Source organism: Dolichospermum lemmermannii CS-548, from assembly GCF_028330815.1.
Lineage (GTDB): Bacteria > Cyanobacteriota > Cyanobacteriia > Cyanobacteriales > Nostocaceae > Dolichospermum > Dolichospermum lemmermannii.
The window spans coordinates 1-16,032 of the sequence record NZ_JAQMTJ010000229.1; the positions used below are offsets into that span (position 1 = coordinate 1).

Consider the following 16,032-nt stretch of genomic DNA (forward strand, 5'->3'; position numbering starts at 1 on the left):
CTAATGACCAATGACCAATGACTAAAGAACTATTAAAACAAGTAAGAGTAATTGATCCTGTGCAGAAAACTGACACAGTAACAGATGTATTAATTATTGATGGTTATATTCAAGAGATAGCCCCACAAATTACAGATTTTAGTGCTGATACTTCTATTCGTGATTGTCAAGGCTTAATTCTTGGGGCTGGATTAGTTGATTTATATAGTCATTCAGGCGAACCTGGATTTGAAGAACGAGAAACTTTAAGTTCTTTATTACAAGCTGCCGCTGCTGGTGGTTTTACTAGAATTGGTGTTTTACCAGATACATCACCATCTATTGATAAACCCGCTTTAGTGGCACATTTACAGCAACAGAGAGATCGGGAAAAACCTTGTCCTCATTTGCACATCTGGGGGGCAATTACCTTGGATTTAGCAGGTAAACAATTAACAGAGGTAGCAGATTTAGCCACAGCGGGGGTTGTGGGTTTTACTGATGCTAAACCTTGGGACAATTTGGGGATAGTTAGACGGGTTTTGGAGTATCTGCAACCCTTTGGCAAACCGGTGGCTTTTTGGCCATGCGATCGCCATTTAGCGGCTAATGGTAGGATGCGAGAAGGTGCGGAAGCCTTGCGAATAGGTTTACCCCCGATTCCAGCCAGTGCGGAAACAACGGCTATTGCCGCATTATTAGAATTAGTTGCGGATATTGGTACACCAGTCCACATTATGCGTGTTTCCACTGCTCGCAGTGTCGAATTAATTGCTCAAGCTAAAGCTCAAAGTGTGCCTGTTACCGCTAGTACCACATGGATGCACGTTTTACTAGATACAACAGCTATTAGAAGTTATCACACATCCTTGAATTTAGATCCGCCCTTGGGAAATCACCAAGATATGCTATGCTTGCGGGAAGCGGTAAGAACAGGGGTAATAGATGCGATCGCTATTGATCACGCACCTTATACTTATGAGGAGAAAGTTCAAGCCTTTGCCGAATCACCGCCAGGGGCAATTGGTTTAGAATTAGCATTACCCCTACTTTGGCAAAATCTCGTAGCGACTGGGGAATTTACAGCTTTGGAATTATGGCGCGTTTTGAGTCATCAACCTGCGGCTTGTTTACAACAAGAAGTTAAAGCGATTCAACCCGGTGAAAAAGCCGAGTTAACTTTATTTAATCCTCTGCAAATTTGGCAGGTAAATAAGGCAAATCTTCAGACACTTTCTTATAATACTCCTTGGTTTGGTCAAGAAGTTACAGGTCGGGTTGTGCAAGTTTGGTGTAATACTAAATTGTAAGATTTTAAGATTATTTGAACGCAGATGAACGCGGATAAACACAGATAAATATGAATGATGATTATTCTGTGCAGCTTTACATAAAGTTGGTATAATCTTATTTAGTATATCAGAACTATATTAATATTCCATGTCTGATCTAATTCTGTTTTGGCATCGTCGAGATTTACGCATTTCTGATCATACGGGACTAGCTGCGGCTAGAGAAAAAAGTGCGAAGATTGTGGGTGTATTTTGTCTAGATCCCCAAATTCTCGAAGGTGATGATATTGCCCCCGTTAGGGTAAAGTATATGATTGGCTGTTTGCAATCTCTTCAGGAAAGATATCAGCAAGCGGGTAGTCAATTATTAATTTTACAGAATGATCCTATTATTGCAATTCCTAAATTAGCAGCAGCATTAACAGCTAAAGCTGTATTTTGGAATTGGGATGTTGAACCTTATTCCCAAATAAGAGATTTAGCAGTAAGTGAGGCTTTGAAAGTTGAAGGAATTGAATTTCTTAACTATAATTGGGATCAATTATTGCACTCTCCAACGGAAATTTTTAGCGGTGCAAAAACTCCCTATACTGTTTATACTCCTTTCTGGAAAAATTGGATTACTAAATCTAAAGCTAAACCTGTTAAAACTTTAGCAAATCTAGAGAATTTAACAGCTAAAGAAGAAGAAATTGCTCAACAAGAGGGAACAATTAATTTACCTGCTGCTGAAGATTTAGGTTTTATTTGGGATGCAGAATTAATAATTTCTCCCGGAGAATTGGCAGCACAAGAAAAATTAGATAATTTTGCAAAATCTGCTATTAATGGATATCAAGAACAGCGGAATTTTCCCGCAATTCATGGTACATCTCAATTAAGTGCCGCTTTGAAGTTTGGTATCATTGGTATTAGAACTATTTGGCAAACTACTATAGAAGCCTTAGCAAATAGTAATAGTGAAGAAGTAAATGCCAGTATCCAAACATGGCAAAAAGAATTAGCATGGCGGGAATTTTTTCAACACGCTATGTACCATTTTCCAGCCTTAGCTAACGGTGCATATAGGGATACTTTTAAAACCTTCCCTTGGCAAAATAATGAAACATATTTTCAGGCTTGGTGTGAGGGCAAAACAGGTTATCCTATAGTTGACGCGGCTATGCGGCAATTAAATGAAATAGGCTGGATGCACAATAGATGTAGAATGATTGTTGCCAGTTTCTTGACTAAAGATTTAATTATTAATCCCCAATGGGGAGAAAAATATTTTATGCAGAAACTCATTGATGGTGATTTATCTGCTAATAATGGAGGTTGGCAATGGAGTGCTTCTAGTGGTATGGACCCCCAACCATTACGCATTTTTAATCCAGCTAGTCAAACCCAAAAATTTGATGCAGAAGCAGAGTATATTCGGCAATGGATACCAGAATTGCGTTATGTAGATCCAGAATATTTGGTAACTGGGAAAATTCCCCCGTTAGATTATTATGGAACAAATTATCCGCAACCAATTGTTGATCATAAACAACAGCAAGCTTTATTTAAGCAGTTATATCAGCAACAAAAAGCTATTAGTTAATTAGGGTTTGCTGAATAAGTTGTCTGTGAAGGCAGGGAACTCTTAACTCTTAACTGGGAACAGTTTCAACTATCTGGATATCCTCAATTTTCCAAATCCGACAAAGAAAAATGCACCTATTTTGAGACACCATCAGCCAAAACCTTGCACTTTTCGACAACAAAAAAATCTGAAACCCTGATCTGTTATTCTTCCTAATCTTATTCAGCAAGCCCTGCGGTACTAGGAGGAGTTGGATTAATAATTATTCCCTATTCAATTTTGAAGTTAACGGGTAAACGAGTATAAATCCCTTGAGGATCATTCATTGTTTGTAAAGTTTTTATTTCCTGTTGTAATTTTCCCAATTCATTTATGAGGGGGTTGGAATTTTTAGTTTGGGTTTTTTCTATTCCTAGTTTGGCTTTTGTTTCATCTAATTTTTTACCAAATAAGCGTTCCGGAAATGTACTAACTCTGGGATATTCTTGTATTTCCCAATCAGTTCCTAATTTTGCTTGTTTAGCTGCATATTCAATGGCTACATTTAACCCACCAATTTCATCAACTAGACCGATTTGTTTGGCTGCTGTTCCTGACCAAACTCTTCCTTGGGCGATTTCTGCTACTTTTGCAGTTGGGATTTTCCGTCCTTGGGAAACTTTCTCCAAGAATAGGTTATAAATGCGGTTAACACTGCGTTGATAAACTGCTAATTCTTGAGGTGATTTAGGACGGGAAATGGTTTGTTGATCTGCATATTGAGCCGTTTTAACTGTATCCCAAGTTATGCCATTATTATTGCCCAATTTTTGACCATTAAATAATACGCCGAAAACACCAATAGAACCTGTAATTGTGTTAGCTTGGGCAAAAATGCGGTTGGAATCACTAGCAATCCAATAACCACCGGAAGCAGCCACATCTCCCATGGAAACGATGACGGGTTTAATTTGACGAGTTAATTTGATTTCTCGCTGCATGATTTCGGCTGCGGTAGCACTACCACCAGGGCTATTAATTCTTAAAACTACTGCTTTTATTTGATTATTTTGCCTAATTTTTGAGAATATTTTTGCAAAGTTATCACCGCCAATTTGTCCTTCGTCACCGCTACCGTTGACTATTTCTCCTTCTGCATAAACAATGGCAATTTTATGATCTGAATCTAAGGATTTTCCAGGAACTTCTGCATAATTACTCAAGCTGATTTTTGTGAATGTTTTATCTTTTTCACTGTTACCAGTTAATTTTTTTAAGCCGGTGAATACTTGATCTTCATAAGCAATTGTATCTACTAAACCATTAGATTTAGCTGCTGTGGCTTCTAAAATTGGTTGACTATTAGCGATCGCTTGCAATTTTTGGGGTAGAATGTTTCTACTTGTACCCACAGATTTCCGCCACTCTCCCCACACATCATCTAACAATTTCTGCGTTTGTTCCCGGTTCTCTGGGCTGAGTTTATTGAGGATTAACGGTTCTACTGCACCCTTAAATTTACCCACCCGCACAATCTGCACCCCAACACCATATTTTTCAAATGCCCCCGCTAAGAACATTGGTTGTGAACTTAAACCGTTGATTTCCATTGCTCCCATAGGATTAACTATAACTTGATTGGCTACAGAACTTAAATAATATTCTTTTTCACTCCAATCTGTACTATAAGCAATTATTTTTTTACCAGTTTTACGGAATTTTTCTAATGCTTGACGGATTTCTTTCAAGGAAGCATAACCAACTGCACTATTAGCATTAGTTCCATCTATATAAATACCCACAATATTTTGATCACGTCCGGCTTTATCTAACGTTTCCACAACTTTCCGCAATGTGATGTTATTTTCTTCAACACCGCTAAAAGTTTTTTGCAATAATTGACTGGAATTAGGTTCACTATCGGTGATCTTCATAGACAAGTCGAAAACTAAAACTGACTTATCTTTCACTGTTGGGGTTGAACTTTGAGAACTAGCAACCGCAATTAATATTAATAAGAATCCCACTGTACTGACTCCAGAGAAAATTGTCAGTCCTAGTAAACTGCCAATTAAACTTGCTAAGGTTTGTTTGAGAAAATTATTCATTGGTTATTTATGAGTCAGTTGTTAGTTGTCAGTAGGGGCGAAGCATTTGGAAGATAAATTATCGATCATTGCCAAAAATAGTTCTCTAAATGCTTCGCCCGTACAGTTGTCAGTTGTCAGTTGTTACTCAATAACTTGAATTTTAACTTACCGCAGATTGTAGGTAAATGAAATTTTACCAATGAATCCTGTAGGGGTTTAGCATTGCTAAACCCTTCCGAATTAATTTTGCTGTAACTTGTCCCCAATCTCGATTATTGTTTCGACTGATGAGAACCGAGAATCATTGTCCCAATTCCCACATCTGTAAATACTTCTAACAGTAAAGCATGAGGAATCCGCCCATCAATTATATGTGAAGCCTTGACTCCTTGAGCAAGCGATCGCACACAACAATTCACTTTAGGAATCATCCCTCCACTGACTATACCATCAGTAATTAATTGCCGCGCTTCCCGAATATCCACTTTCGGAATTAAAGTAGAAGGGTCTTTATAATCTCTTAAAATTCCTCTGGTATCAGTCAGCAAAATTAACTTTTCTGCGCCCAAAGCTGCGGCTATTTCCCCCGCTACCGTATCCGCGTTAATATTATAAGCCTGTCCAGTTTCATCAGCAGCCACGCTGGAAACAACGGGAATATAGCCATTACTAGCAAGTGTTTCTAAAATTTTGATATTGACATTACTAACTTCCCCCACAAACCCAATCCCTTCATCACCTTGAGGACGAGCCGTAATTAAGTTACCATCCTTACCACAAAGCCCTACAGCCATTCCTCCAGCTTGGTTAATCAAAGCGACAATTTCTTTATTTACCCGCCCCACTAACACCATTTCCACTACATCCATTGTTGCTGCATCAGTAACACGCAAACCATTTTTAAATTGCGCTTCAATTCCTAACTTGCCTAACCAACTATTAATTTCTGGACCACCACCATGCACTAGAATAGGCCGCAAGCCAACGCAAGATAAAAAGACCACATCACGAATAACTTTATCTTTGAGGTTACTATCCTTCATGGCTGCGCCACCGTATTTAACCACAACGGTACGACCAGCGAATTGTTGAATGTAAGGTAGTGCTTCGCTGAGAATTTCTACGCGATTAGCTTCAGCTTGCCTGATATACTCTATATCATTAATCATGTTATTACCCAAGTTGCTAGTTATCTAGTTTATGGGATAACTAGCAACAAGAGTTAATCAGCTATGGTGATAGGAGCAGGGGGAAATATTTATTCCCTATTCCCTATTCCTAAGAGAGTTGAAACAAGAAAGTGACTAAATCTCCTTTACCCAAGCTGATGCGATCGCCTGGACGGAGGCGATGTCTGTTTCCAGGTAACAGAGGTAAGTTATTGACATAAGTACCATTGGAACTACCTGCATCTTCTAGATAACAAGCATCTCCCTCAATCCGAATGTCTGAGTGAATCCGCGAAACAATTTCCGAATTTGGGAACCCAGAAACATCTATATCTGGAGGAATACGATCATTCGGCTTACCAATATGCACAACCGAGAGATTTTGTGGTAATTCTATTTCTTGGTTAGCTTGAACATGGAATAACCGTGCTACTACCTGTTGCAATTGCGTATTTGCCACCTTTACTTGTGGTGCGGCTGGGGCTACTTCAGGAACTGTGAGGGGATCGATCTGAGGTACATAAGCAGGAGGAATATAAGCTTCCGGTTCTGGTGCTACAGGCGCAGGTGGGGCTGTCAGCACAGGCGGAATATAAATTTCTGGTTCAGGTGCTACCGGTGCAGGGACAGAAGGAATATAAACAGCTTGTTCCTGAACTACAGGTGCGGGTGTCAGTACAGGGGGAATATAAACTTCTGGCGCTGGTGTTACAGAAGGAACATAAACAGCTTGTTCCTGAACTACAGCCACCGGTGCAGGGGCGGGAATAGCGCTAACAGGAGGATTGGCGGCGGGCGCAATTTCTAAAGCATCGGGCTGTAACAGTTGCATCATCAGGTCAGGAGCGACCACTGGCGCTGGTTGTACAGGCTTAATCGCAATAGTTGGGGTAACTGCGGGAGTAACACCAAAATGGAGATTGTAACCGCACTGACCACAGAAAGCGGCATCTGACTGTACAGTTGCTCCACAATTAGGACAACTAGCTGTAGCTGGTAACGGCGTATAACAAGCTTCACATTGAACAGCGCCGTCTGGGTTGGGATGATTGCAATTAGGGCAGACGATCATGGATTTAAGCCTTAGTGAAGGTCGTTGTAAAAATATTACTGACAAGCACATAAGTAACTTTAGCGTTTAATGCTAACAATTACTTAGAGTGAGAACAAGTTGATCATTGGTGATTATTCTTAATTATCTAAATCATCCAAATCTCAAGAATCATAGTTAGTGTTGAAGTTCCAAACCAGCGGCTGCGTCTAACAACCAGTAAAGTTCTCCCTGGGGTTTAATTAGCCGAGATGGATAGACGAAATCATCTGCCACAGGTGCGAAAATTTGGGCTAAAGCCGGTCTTTTGTTAGCACCAGCAGCCAAAAAAATCACACTGCGAGCCGCGTTAATAAATGGGTAAGTAAAGGTGATGCGGAGATTATCATCTTTATTACCAACAGTGATTAGGCGATCGCACACCTTGAGAGCTTTTGTGTGGGGAAACAAAGATGCAGTATGGGCATCATCACCCATTCCCAGTAAAACTACATCTAATGCCGGGAACTCTCCCGATGTAGAATTAAAAAATGTTTGGAGATGCTGGTTATACTTAGCTGCATCCACCTCTGGATTAGCCGACAAAGTGGGGATAGCATGAATATTAGTCTGGGGAATAGCAACCTGATCTAACCATGCTCGTCGCGCCATCAGTTCATTGCTATCAGGATGATCTGCCAGAACATAACGCTCATCTCCCCAGAATACATGAATTTTATCCCAAGGCAACTTTTGATTAGCGATGGCTTCATACAACGGTTTTGGTGTGCTGCCACCTGATAAAGCAATTGTAAATTGTCCCCGTTCACTAATAGCAGTTTCTACTTTCGACAGAATCAATTCTAGCGCCCGTTGGACGAGTGCCGATACATCCGGTAGGACTTCAACAGTTTTGTTCATGGCATTATCATTACATAGCTTGTTTCTTGGCAATACCATAGCGAACTTCTGACAATTTTCCGGTTTAACTCAAGAAACTTTTAATATCATCAAGTTAAGCCATAAATTATCGGCCTCCACCTTCTTTATCATTATTTGTGGTTGGTTGTCAGTAGTCAGTTGTACTAATCGCTGATCATCACCGCAGGGGATTGTTGAGAGAATAAAGGATACATCGGTAAATAAACACAACAGATAGAGCTAGTTCTGTTTGTTTTTGTGTTTTCTTATTCATATTTTCTCAAAAGTTACTAGACAAAAACAATAAATAAAATCTTTAAGAAGAAATAACTGTCGTTTGAACATTGATATCAATATTCAGCTTTTTCCGCAAAACATTCAAAATAGCAGTCAAATTATCCATTGTCGGATTACCTTTTGCCGATAACATCCGGTGTAAACTCTTGCTAGGTTTAGACGTTTCAATTGCCAATTGTTCAAAACCTACCGTTGCATTAACAATATCTCTCAAAATCAATCTTGCTGTTTCTGGTTCACCATTCAGGAAGAGAAAAATAGCTTCATCAAGTAGAGCTATTGTGAAGTGAGAATCTTTTTCCACTCGTGCGTTAATAGTTTCTTTGAAATCTCTAGTAAGTGCCATAATAACTACCTTTTCTCTTTATTCTTGTTGTCAGTCTCTTGATTTATCGTAAGTTCTTTTTTTCGCTTTTTGTACTCTTGGTACAATTCTTTAGCACGACTAATATCAGATTGCTGATTTTTCTTTGTTCCCCCACCAAATAATACTATAAGCTGCTTACCATCCTGAGCCAGATAAATCCGATATCCTGGACCCCAATCAATTTTATATTCACCAATTCCCTCAAACCATTTAACATTTGATGTATTACCTAACTCCAAACGAAACTTAGCAACAGTAACCTTCGCAGCAGCTTGAGCATTCAATCCATCAAACCATTCTTGATAAGGACTGGAACCATCTTCTTTAAGATATTCTTCAACTTTCATAACAGAGACAGTCTTATAGTAACTTATATGTTACCATGCGTCAAGCAGTATTATTCTAAATAAACCTAAAATTACAATATAGGTTTTTCAAACAGTAGCACAGCCAAGATAAAATCCATAATAAAAATTGCCACCCAAGTAGTAACAACTGCTGTTGTGGCTGACTCTCCCACTTCCTTTGCACCTCCTTGAGTTGTCAGTCCCCAATTACAGCCATTAACAGAAACTATAGCCCCAAAAATTAACCCTTTAAGTAAAATAATAAAAATATCTGATGGTAATAAAAACGCTCTCACCGATTCTAAAAATGTTTCGGGAACAACTTGATAAAATTGTGCAGCCGCAAAAGCCCCGCCAATTATACCTGTGACTACAGCAAAAATCATCATTACAGGCATCATCAAACAGCAAGCAATGACTCTAGGTAAAACTAGATAATCAATCGGATCTGTTCTGAGCATATATAAAGCGTCAATCTGCTCCGTCACCCGCATTGCCCCTAATTCCGCAGCAAAAGCTGAACCAACTTGTCCAGCGATAATACTAGCAGTAAGAATCGGCGCTAGTTCTCGACAAAATGCTAAAGCAAATGCACCTCCAACACTATCTACAGCCCCAAATCTCACTAATTCCCTAGCGGTTTGAATAGTGAAAATCATCCCCGCAAAACCGTTAACTAGCAAGACTGGAGAAATAGAAGCCGGGCCTGCCGTTACCATATGTTCTAATATTTTGCGATAGTAGGTTTTTCCGCGCAGGAAATGCAATAGAATTTGACCGAACAACAGAAATGATGACAAACAGCGAATTATCCAAGATTGTTCTAAATTTCTTTTTGGTTGCAAGCAGTTTACGGCCACTAATTGAATTTTGGTACTTGGAAATTATGACAACTTAACCTTCGATAAACAAAGTATTCCAATCACTAATTGCATTTCTTTGAGCAGTTAATAATTGCTGGATACCTTGTTCAGAAAAATCTAGCATTTGATTTAATTGTTCACGGCTAAAACTACCTGCTTCGGCTGTTCCCTGAACTTCAATAATTCCCATTTTATGATTCATGACTACGTTAAAATCCACATCTGCGGCTACATCTTCAACGTAGTTAAGATCCAAAAATGGTTCACCCTCCAACAAGCCTACAGAAACTGCTGCTATTTGTCCACATAAAGGCGATCGCTCTAAAACTCCCTGCTGCAATAATTGAGAAATAGCATGAGCCAAAGCCACAAACCCCCCTGTAATTGCCATTGTCCTCGTTCCTGCGTCCGCTTGTAATACATCTGCATCCACAGTTAGCGTCCGTTCTCCTAAAGCCTCAAAATCCAAGGCAGCCCTTAAACTCCGCCCAATTAAACGCTGAATTTCCTGTGTTCTGCCCGATAATTTCATTAATTCCCGTTCCTGGCGTTTCTGGGTAGCAGAAGGCAACATTCTATATTCAGCCGTCAACCAACCCTTACCACTACCAGTTAAAAATCTAGGTACTCCTTCCGCAACGCTTACGGTACACAGAACTTGAGTATCACCACATTTAGCTAAAACAGAACCAGGTGCAAAGCGGGTGAAATTAGGATAAAAACTATGGGGACGGAGTTCACAGGGGGTTCTCCCGTCAGGACGTTGCCAAGTCATCGAAGTTGCCTCAAAATTTTTGCTTACTGCCTTATAGAATAACTGAGTAATAGCAATAAAACTATTTATTACCAATTACCAATTACCAATCACCAATTACCAATTACCATTATTTAGGACTTGCTTGAGACGGACTTTAATAAATTCAATCATCATTTCATCTGGAACTGACTCTCCATCTTCCAAATAAGGTTTAGCTTCCATAACTAAATCATTTAATTCACCATAGGCACTATTTTGACTATTTCCAGATATGGCTGCTCGTAAAGTTTCACCGTTAGAAACCAAGGGAACATCAAAAAACTTACCAAGCCTTTGGGCTTGAGTGCTTTTTCCTGCCCCTGAACCTCCTAAAATTACTAATCTCACCACAACTTAACCCTCATATATAAAATTCACTATTTTTGCAGGATATTTTGTTATAGCAATCTTAAATCATTTGTAGAAAAAATATCTCTAAATCAGTGAAAAAGTTAAAACTAAATATCAAGGCGGTTTTAGTTATGAATACTGCTGTATGATAACTATATGTTTTGCTATCAGCGAAGATTTGCATTTAATTGTAAGTCGTTAAATTTATAGTGAGTTTTTAAACTTTGCCTTATGGTTGCCCAACTAGAAACCCCAGGTCTAAATTCGACTCTCAGCTTACCATATTCCGTAGAAGGACTATTGCAAGTTTTTACTAGTTCCCAGCGGAGCTTTTTTACGAGCGTCATGGCACAAGCGCTGAGAATTGCTGGACAAGGTACACCAGTATTAATAGTCCAGTTCCTCAAAGGTGGTATTCGTCAAGGACATGAACGACCTACCCAAATGGGAAAACATTTAGATTGGATTCGCTGTGATTTGCCCCGTTGTATTGATAATTCCGATTTGGACGCAGCGGAAAATCAGGCTCTACAACAACTTTGGCAACATACCCAAAAGGTAGTTAATGAAGGTAAGTATTCTTTACTGGTATTAGATGAGTTGAGTTTAGCGATTAATTTCGGTTTAATTCCGGAAACTGAGGTGTTAGAGTTTCTTTCTCACCGTCCTCCTCATGTTGATATTATTCTCACAGGTTCTCAGATGCCAACGTCTCTTTTAGATGTGGCAGATCAAATTACGGAAATTCGTCGCAGTCATCAACCTTAAGTATTAACAAAATCACTCACAGATATGGAAGATAAAAGGAAAGAAGCAGCTTTTTTGGCTATATTTTCAGAAAGTTGAACTTGCTTAATTGTGACTAAACCTTCGTTAACAAAGGAATCTCTAACTAAAGCTTTTTCTCCACTGTTAAAGGAAGTTTCATAAAATACTTCTTTGATTCCAGCGGAGATAATTAACTTTAAACAAGATAAACAGGGTTCTAACGTTACGTATATACTTGATCCATCTGTAGATATACCATACTTTGCCGCTTGAGCGATCGCATTTGCTTCCGCGTGTACAGCCCTTGATGGTAGTATTTTACTAGCATCGCAGCTACTTAAACCTGGATAGCAGTATCCTTGGGTTGTACAATGAGCCGAGCCTGACGGTGAGCCATTATAACCTGTGGCTACAACTTGCTTATTTTTAACAATTACAGCACCCACCGGAAAAGCAAGACAAGTTGAGCGAGTTGCGGCTAATTTAGCCAACATTAGGAAATATTCATCCCATGTTGGTCTTTGTTCATGAACAATCATAGTTTACTATCCTGAATATATTTTTTCCCAGTGTTGAAACACTCAGAAGCTTTTTGCAATTCCATACCTAAATATCCTGCATGATCTGGACGTATTGCTGGTATTGCAGCACAAATTTCTTTGATCAATTTCAAAGGATTTTTCCCAGAATAACAACCGACAATTTCTCCACTACCAGGAGTTGTATGTGTAACAATGATTTTCTCTTCTGCTATTTCTATTAAAAAATTACCTGCGGGATCATAGTAATCTAATTTTTTACAAATTGCAGAATATTGTTCTTTAATTAGTTGTTCAGCATTACCCCAAGTATCATCATAAATATGAGCAGACTGACTCAGAGTTATCAATGGTCCTAGCTTCAAATCATATTGAGAACGTTGACAAATCTCATTTCTAATATGTTTTTGCAAAGACCTCAACCCCATTGCGTTAGCTGGCCAAGCTGCAAACATATCATTACTTCTAAGAACAGCAGTTAATGATAATTCGTTATCTACTACTCTTAACCAAATATGATTCAAACAAGGACTACCACCTTTTTCATGATCCTTCACATCCCATAAAGTCATAACTGCACTAGCAGCATCAATTTCTCCAATTAGTTTTTCAATTACCTGTTCAATTTGATCTCGTCCAAACCAAGAACGTAAACGTTGCCCATAAGTGTATTTTACTCCTTCTCGATTAGGTGCATCATCTAAAATTTGGGAAATATATTCTTCTAAGAAACTTCTATCAATTGGTAAATAATTGGGTTCGGGAAAATAGAAATCTTCCGGTTCGTCGGTGACAACTGCCATTAAATCTATCAATTCTTGCCATTTACCATCATAACCAGTTGGTCTAATTGTGCCAGTGGTTTTAATTCTGTGAATGATTTTTACCCAAGTTTCAGCAATAGTTTTGCCTTCAATTCTGTGTCCATAGCGTGTTCCTGGTAAAACGGTTGGTTCAACTGTAGTCATGGGAAATTCTACAGGCATTCCCCAAGGTGCTACTATTTCTTTTTGGGCGTAATATTGAATTTTCTCGACAGCATCAGAAATTGATATAGCGTCTTGAATTTCTACGGAATGGCGTAATTTTTCCAAGGCATTGATATCAATATCAATATCAATATAACCAGGAATTTGAGAACGAATTACCCAAGATTTTCGCCCCGCATCACTAATATTTTCTTCCACACCATGACGGAAAAAATCGCCTAAACATTGACAAGCACCGGCGTTTTTATCTTCTTTGGTAGCGTTGAGAATAACTAAATAGTGAACGTGGGGATTTAGTAACAAATTGCGAATTAGTAAGTTGATACCCCTGGTAGGTGAGTATAACTGTCCAATTACAGCATATTCGTTTGATTGTAGATGTTTAGCTACAGATTGCTTCACCATCCACCCTGTAATTACTGCGGTTTGACCGCTACCATAAATCAATTGGTTTGGTTTGTGCTGGGCTGTGTAATAAAATTGGGTTAGTTGGCTACTCACTTGATTTACCAAATTTTTAGATAGCAATCTTTGATTATTTAGGATACAATGATTGATCGGGATTAATCACAAATTATCAAAAAAAGTCTTGAGTACATAATTTGTGTGATAATAATAACCTAAATTATGAATTGATAACGGTGTAATTAGGCATGGATTATCGGGATGCAGGCGTTGATGTTGAAGCGGGTAGAGCTTTTGTAGATCAAATTCGCAATTTGGTTCACAGCACCTTTAGAAAAGAGGTTTTAGGGGGGCTAGGTGGCTTTGGTGGTTGCTTTCAACTCCCCACAGGTTACAAAGAACCAGTTTTGGTTTCCGGGACAGATGGTGTGGGGACAAAACTGAAAATAGCTCAAATTCTCAATCGTCATGATACTGTGGGCATAGATTTGGTGGGGATGTGCGTTAATGATGTGTTGACATCGGGTGCAGAACCGCTGTTTTTTCTAGATTATGTGGCTACAGGTAAGTTAGATAAGGAACAATTAACTCAGGTTGTTGCAGGAATCGCTACCGGTTGTAAATTAGCTGGTTCGGCTTTATTGGGGGGAGAAACGGCGGAAATGCCCGGTTTTTACCAAGTTGGTGAATACGATTTGGCGGGTTTTTGCGTAGGAATTGTGGAAAAAAGCCGAATGCTAGATGGTTCTCAGGTGCAGGTGGGTGACGTAGCTATCGGTTTAGCTAGTTCAGGTGTCCATAGCAATGGGTTGAGTTTGGTCAGAAAAATTGTCAGTGATGGTGGTTTTGCTTGGACTGATACCCCAGATTTATTAAATGGTGCATCTATTGGGGAAACTTGTCTCACGCCTACACGCATTTATGTAAAATCTGTTTTAGCAGCGTTGCAATCAGGTTTAGAAATTCATGGCATGGCTCACATTACTGGTGGCGGTTTACCAGAAAATTTACCTAGATGTTTAAGTAAGGGTCAATCAATTAGAATTATCTCTGATAGTTGGACTATTCCTCCTGTCTTCCATTGGTTAGCTGCGGCTGGTTCTGTGGGTGCTGAGGCTATGTATAATACATTTAATATGGGTATTGGCTTTGTGTTATTAGTTCCACCCCAGCAAGCAGAACAGGTAATGACTCATTTTCAATCTCAGGATATCTCCGCTAATATAATTGGTGAAGTTGTCACTGGAGCAGGTGAATTAGTCGGTTTGTTGTAACAATGGTGGTATACAGATAGAACCTATACGCAAAATTCATATTCTCTTGATGGAAGTAATTAAAAATACTCATCGCCATCAGCGTTAATATTTGCTAACGTAGTCTTAACATATTGCAAAAATCAATTGGTGCAGTTGAGGAAGTATCTGTATTTACTGGTTAGTGGTATTGGTTATATCTCATTTATAAGTGTGGCGTGTTGGTGTTTTGAGAAAAATGTAATTTTCGTGTAGAGGGGTTATGGTTATAAATTTTGCCCGGACTACTGTTTCTAAGGAACTACTAAAGCAAGTATTCCAACGCATTGATGCACAAAGTTGTCCCCAGTTATTTAATTTTCATATGCACACGGTTCACTCGGATGGCAAACTAGAACCGGGTGATTTGATGAATCAAGCGATCGCAATTGGCTTAAAAGGTCTGGCTATCACTGATCATCACAGTATCAGTGGCTACCAAGCAGCCCTGACTTGGTTGGAAGATTGGAAGTGGAGTAATTCTGATGCTCATGTTCCATATTTGTGGAGTGGTGCAGAAATTAATGCCAATCTGCTGGATAATGAAGTTCACATTCTGGCTTATGCTTTTGAGTCAGAACATCCCAGTATGAAGCCATACTTACAAAAAATTCCTAGTGTCGGCAAGGCTTATCAAGCAGTTAACGTGATTACAGCTATTCACGAAGCGGGAGGACTAGCGGTACTTGCTCACCCAGCCCGGTATAGGCGATCGCATTTTGACCTCATTCCTGCGGCTGCGGGTGATGGTATTGATGGTGTTGAGACTTTCTACGCTTACAATAACCCTAAACCCTGGAAACCTAGTGTGGTGGAAACTGAGGAAGTTCAACAATTAGCGGAAAAATTCGATTTATTTAGCACCTGTGGTACTGATTCGCACGGCTTGAATTTGCTGCATAGGTTGTAAATCTGTATTTACCTCTTTTAAACTCCTGGTTTACTAACCAGGGGAAGTAGGAGTAGGGGGAGTAGGGGAGTAGGGGAGTAG

Annotated in this window: 16 protein-coding genes; 5 read left to right on the top strand and 11 right to left on the bottom strand. The window is 39.3% G+C overall.

The features are described from left to right. Positions 1-17 precede the first annotated feature (17 nt). Entirely contained in the window at positions 18-1,289 is a 1,272-nt protein-coding gene (locus tag PN450_RS15505) for a dihydroorotase (RefSeq protein WP_271836855.1), read from the top strand. 130 nt (positions 1,290-1,419) lie between these two features. Beyond that, positions 1,420-2,856 (top strand): FAD-binding domain-containing protein, encoded by a 1,437-nt coding sequence (locus tag PN450_RS15510; protein ID WP_271836856.1) that lies wholly within the window; start codon positions 1,420-1,422, stop codon positions 2,854-2,856. Between the two features lie 251 nt (positions 2,857-3,107). On the opposite strand, the gene sppA is transcribed toward PN450_RS15510, so the two are convergent. The 9 genes from sppA to PN450_RS15555 form a co-directional block, all read right to left on the bottom strand. After that, positions 3,108-4,925 carry a signal peptide peptidase SppA gene (gene sppA, locus PN450_RS15515; protein WP_271836857.1) on the bottom strand — a complete coding sequence of 606 codons (1,818 nt, stop codon included), beginning with the start codon at positions 4,923-4,925 and terminating at the stop codon, positions 3,108-3,110. Positions 4,926-5,179: 254 nt separating this feature from the next. Continuing rightward, on the bottom strand, positions 5,180-6,076 hold the full coding sequence (argB, locus tag PN450_RS15520; protein WP_015083597.1) for an acetylglutamate kinase: 897 nt from the start codon (positions 6,074-6,076) through the stop codon (positions 5,180-5,182). A 109-nt stretch (positions 6,077-6,185) separates the two neighbouring features. Further along, positions 6,186-7,148: an FHA domain-containing protein gene (locus PN450_RS15525; RefSeq protein WP_271836858.1), complete on the bottom strand. Its 963-nt coding sequence runs from the start codon at positions 7,146-7,148 to the stop codon at positions 6,186-6,188. Positions 7,149-7,304: 156 nt separating this feature from the next. Then, positions 7,305-8,027: a 6-phosphogluconolactonase gene (gene pgl, locus PN450_RS15530; protein ID WP_271836859.1), complete on the bottom strand. Its 723-nt coding sequence runs from the start codon at positions 8,025-8,027 to the stop codon at positions 7,305-7,307. Positions 8,028-8,343: 316 nt separating this feature from the next. Continuing rightward, positions 8,344-8,670, bottom strand: coding sequence for a helix-turn-helix domain-containing transcriptional regulator (locus PN450_RS15535; RefSeq protein ID WP_148762382.1), 327 nt, complete (start codon positions 8,668-8,670; stop codon positions 8,344-8,346). Positions 8,671-8,675: 5 nt separating this feature from the next. Further along, positions 8,676-9,038, bottom strand: coding sequence for a type II toxin-antitoxin system RelE/ParE family toxin (locus PN450_RS15540; protein WP_168694897.1), 363 nt, complete (start codon positions 9,036-9,038; stop codon positions 8,676-8,678). A 71-nt stretch (positions 9,039-9,109) separates the two neighbouring features. Beyond that, positions 9,110-9,883, bottom strand: a complete 774-nt coding sequence (locus PN450_RS15545) for an MlaE family lipid ABC transporter permease subunit (RefSeq protein WP_148762378.1) — start codon at positions 9,881-9,883, stop codon at positions 9,110-9,112. 49 nt (positions 9,884-9,932) lie between these two features. Next, positions 9,933-10,676 (bottom strand): ribonuclease PH, encoded by a 744-nt coding sequence (rph, locus tag PN450_RS15550; RefSeq protein ID WP_168694898.1) that lies wholly within the window; start codon positions 10,674-10,676, stop codon positions 9,933-9,935. A gap of 96 nt (positions 10,677-10,772) precedes the next feature. Further along, positions 10,773-11,048 (bottom strand): nucleoside monophosphate kinase, encoded by a 276-nt coding sequence (locus PN450_RS15555; protein ID WP_334311495.1) that lies wholly within the window; start codon positions 11,046-11,048, stop codon positions 10,773-10,775. A gap of 231 nt (positions 11,049-11,279) precedes the next feature. Here PN450_RS15555 and PN450_RS15560 point away from each other — a divergent pair, with 231 nt between their 5' ends. After that, a complete protein-coding gene (locus PN450_RS15560) occupies positions 11,280-11,816 on the top strand; it encodes a P-loop NTPase family protein (protein ID WP_271836860.1) in 537 nt (178 codons plus the stop codon). On the opposite strand, the gene PN450_RS15565 is transcribed toward PN450_RS15560, so the two are convergent. Both PN450_RS15565 and PN450_RS15570 read right to left on the bottom strand, forming a co-directional pair. Beyond that, positions 11,813-12,355 carry a deoxycytidylate deaminase gene (locus PN450_RS15565; RefSeq protein ID WP_271836861.1) on the bottom strand — a complete coding sequence of 181 codons (543 nt, stop codon included), beginning with the start codon at positions 12,353-12,355 and terminating at the stop codon, positions 11,813-11,815. The genes PN450_RS15560 and PN450_RS15565 overlap by 4 nt on opposite strands. After that, the gene (locus PN450_RS15570) at positions 12,352-13,845 is read right to left on the bottom strand and encodes a thymidylate synthase (RefSeq protein ID WP_271836862.1); all 1,494 of its coding nucleotides are present in this window, start codon (positions 13,843-13,845) and stop codon (positions 12,352-12,354) included. The genes PN450_RS15565 and PN450_RS15570 overlap by 4 nt, the downstream gene beginning before the upstream one ends. A gap of 152 nt (positions 13,846-13,997) precedes the next feature. On the opposite strand from PN450_RS15570, the gene purM reads away from it, so the two are divergent. Continuing rightward, positions 13,998-15,023 (top strand): phosphoribosylformylglycinamidine cyclo-ligase, encoded by a 1,026-nt coding sequence (gene purM / locus PN450_RS15575; RefSeq protein WP_271836863.1) that lies wholly within the window; start codon positions 13,998-14,000, stop codon positions 15,021-15,023. Between the two features lie 241 nt (positions 15,024-15,264). Beyond that, a complete protein-coding gene (locus PN450_RS15580) occupies positions 15,265-15,951 on the top strand; it encodes a PHP domain-containing protein (protein ID WP_271836864.1) in 687 nt (228 codons plus the stop codon). Positions 15,952-16,032: the final 81 nt, after the last annotated feature.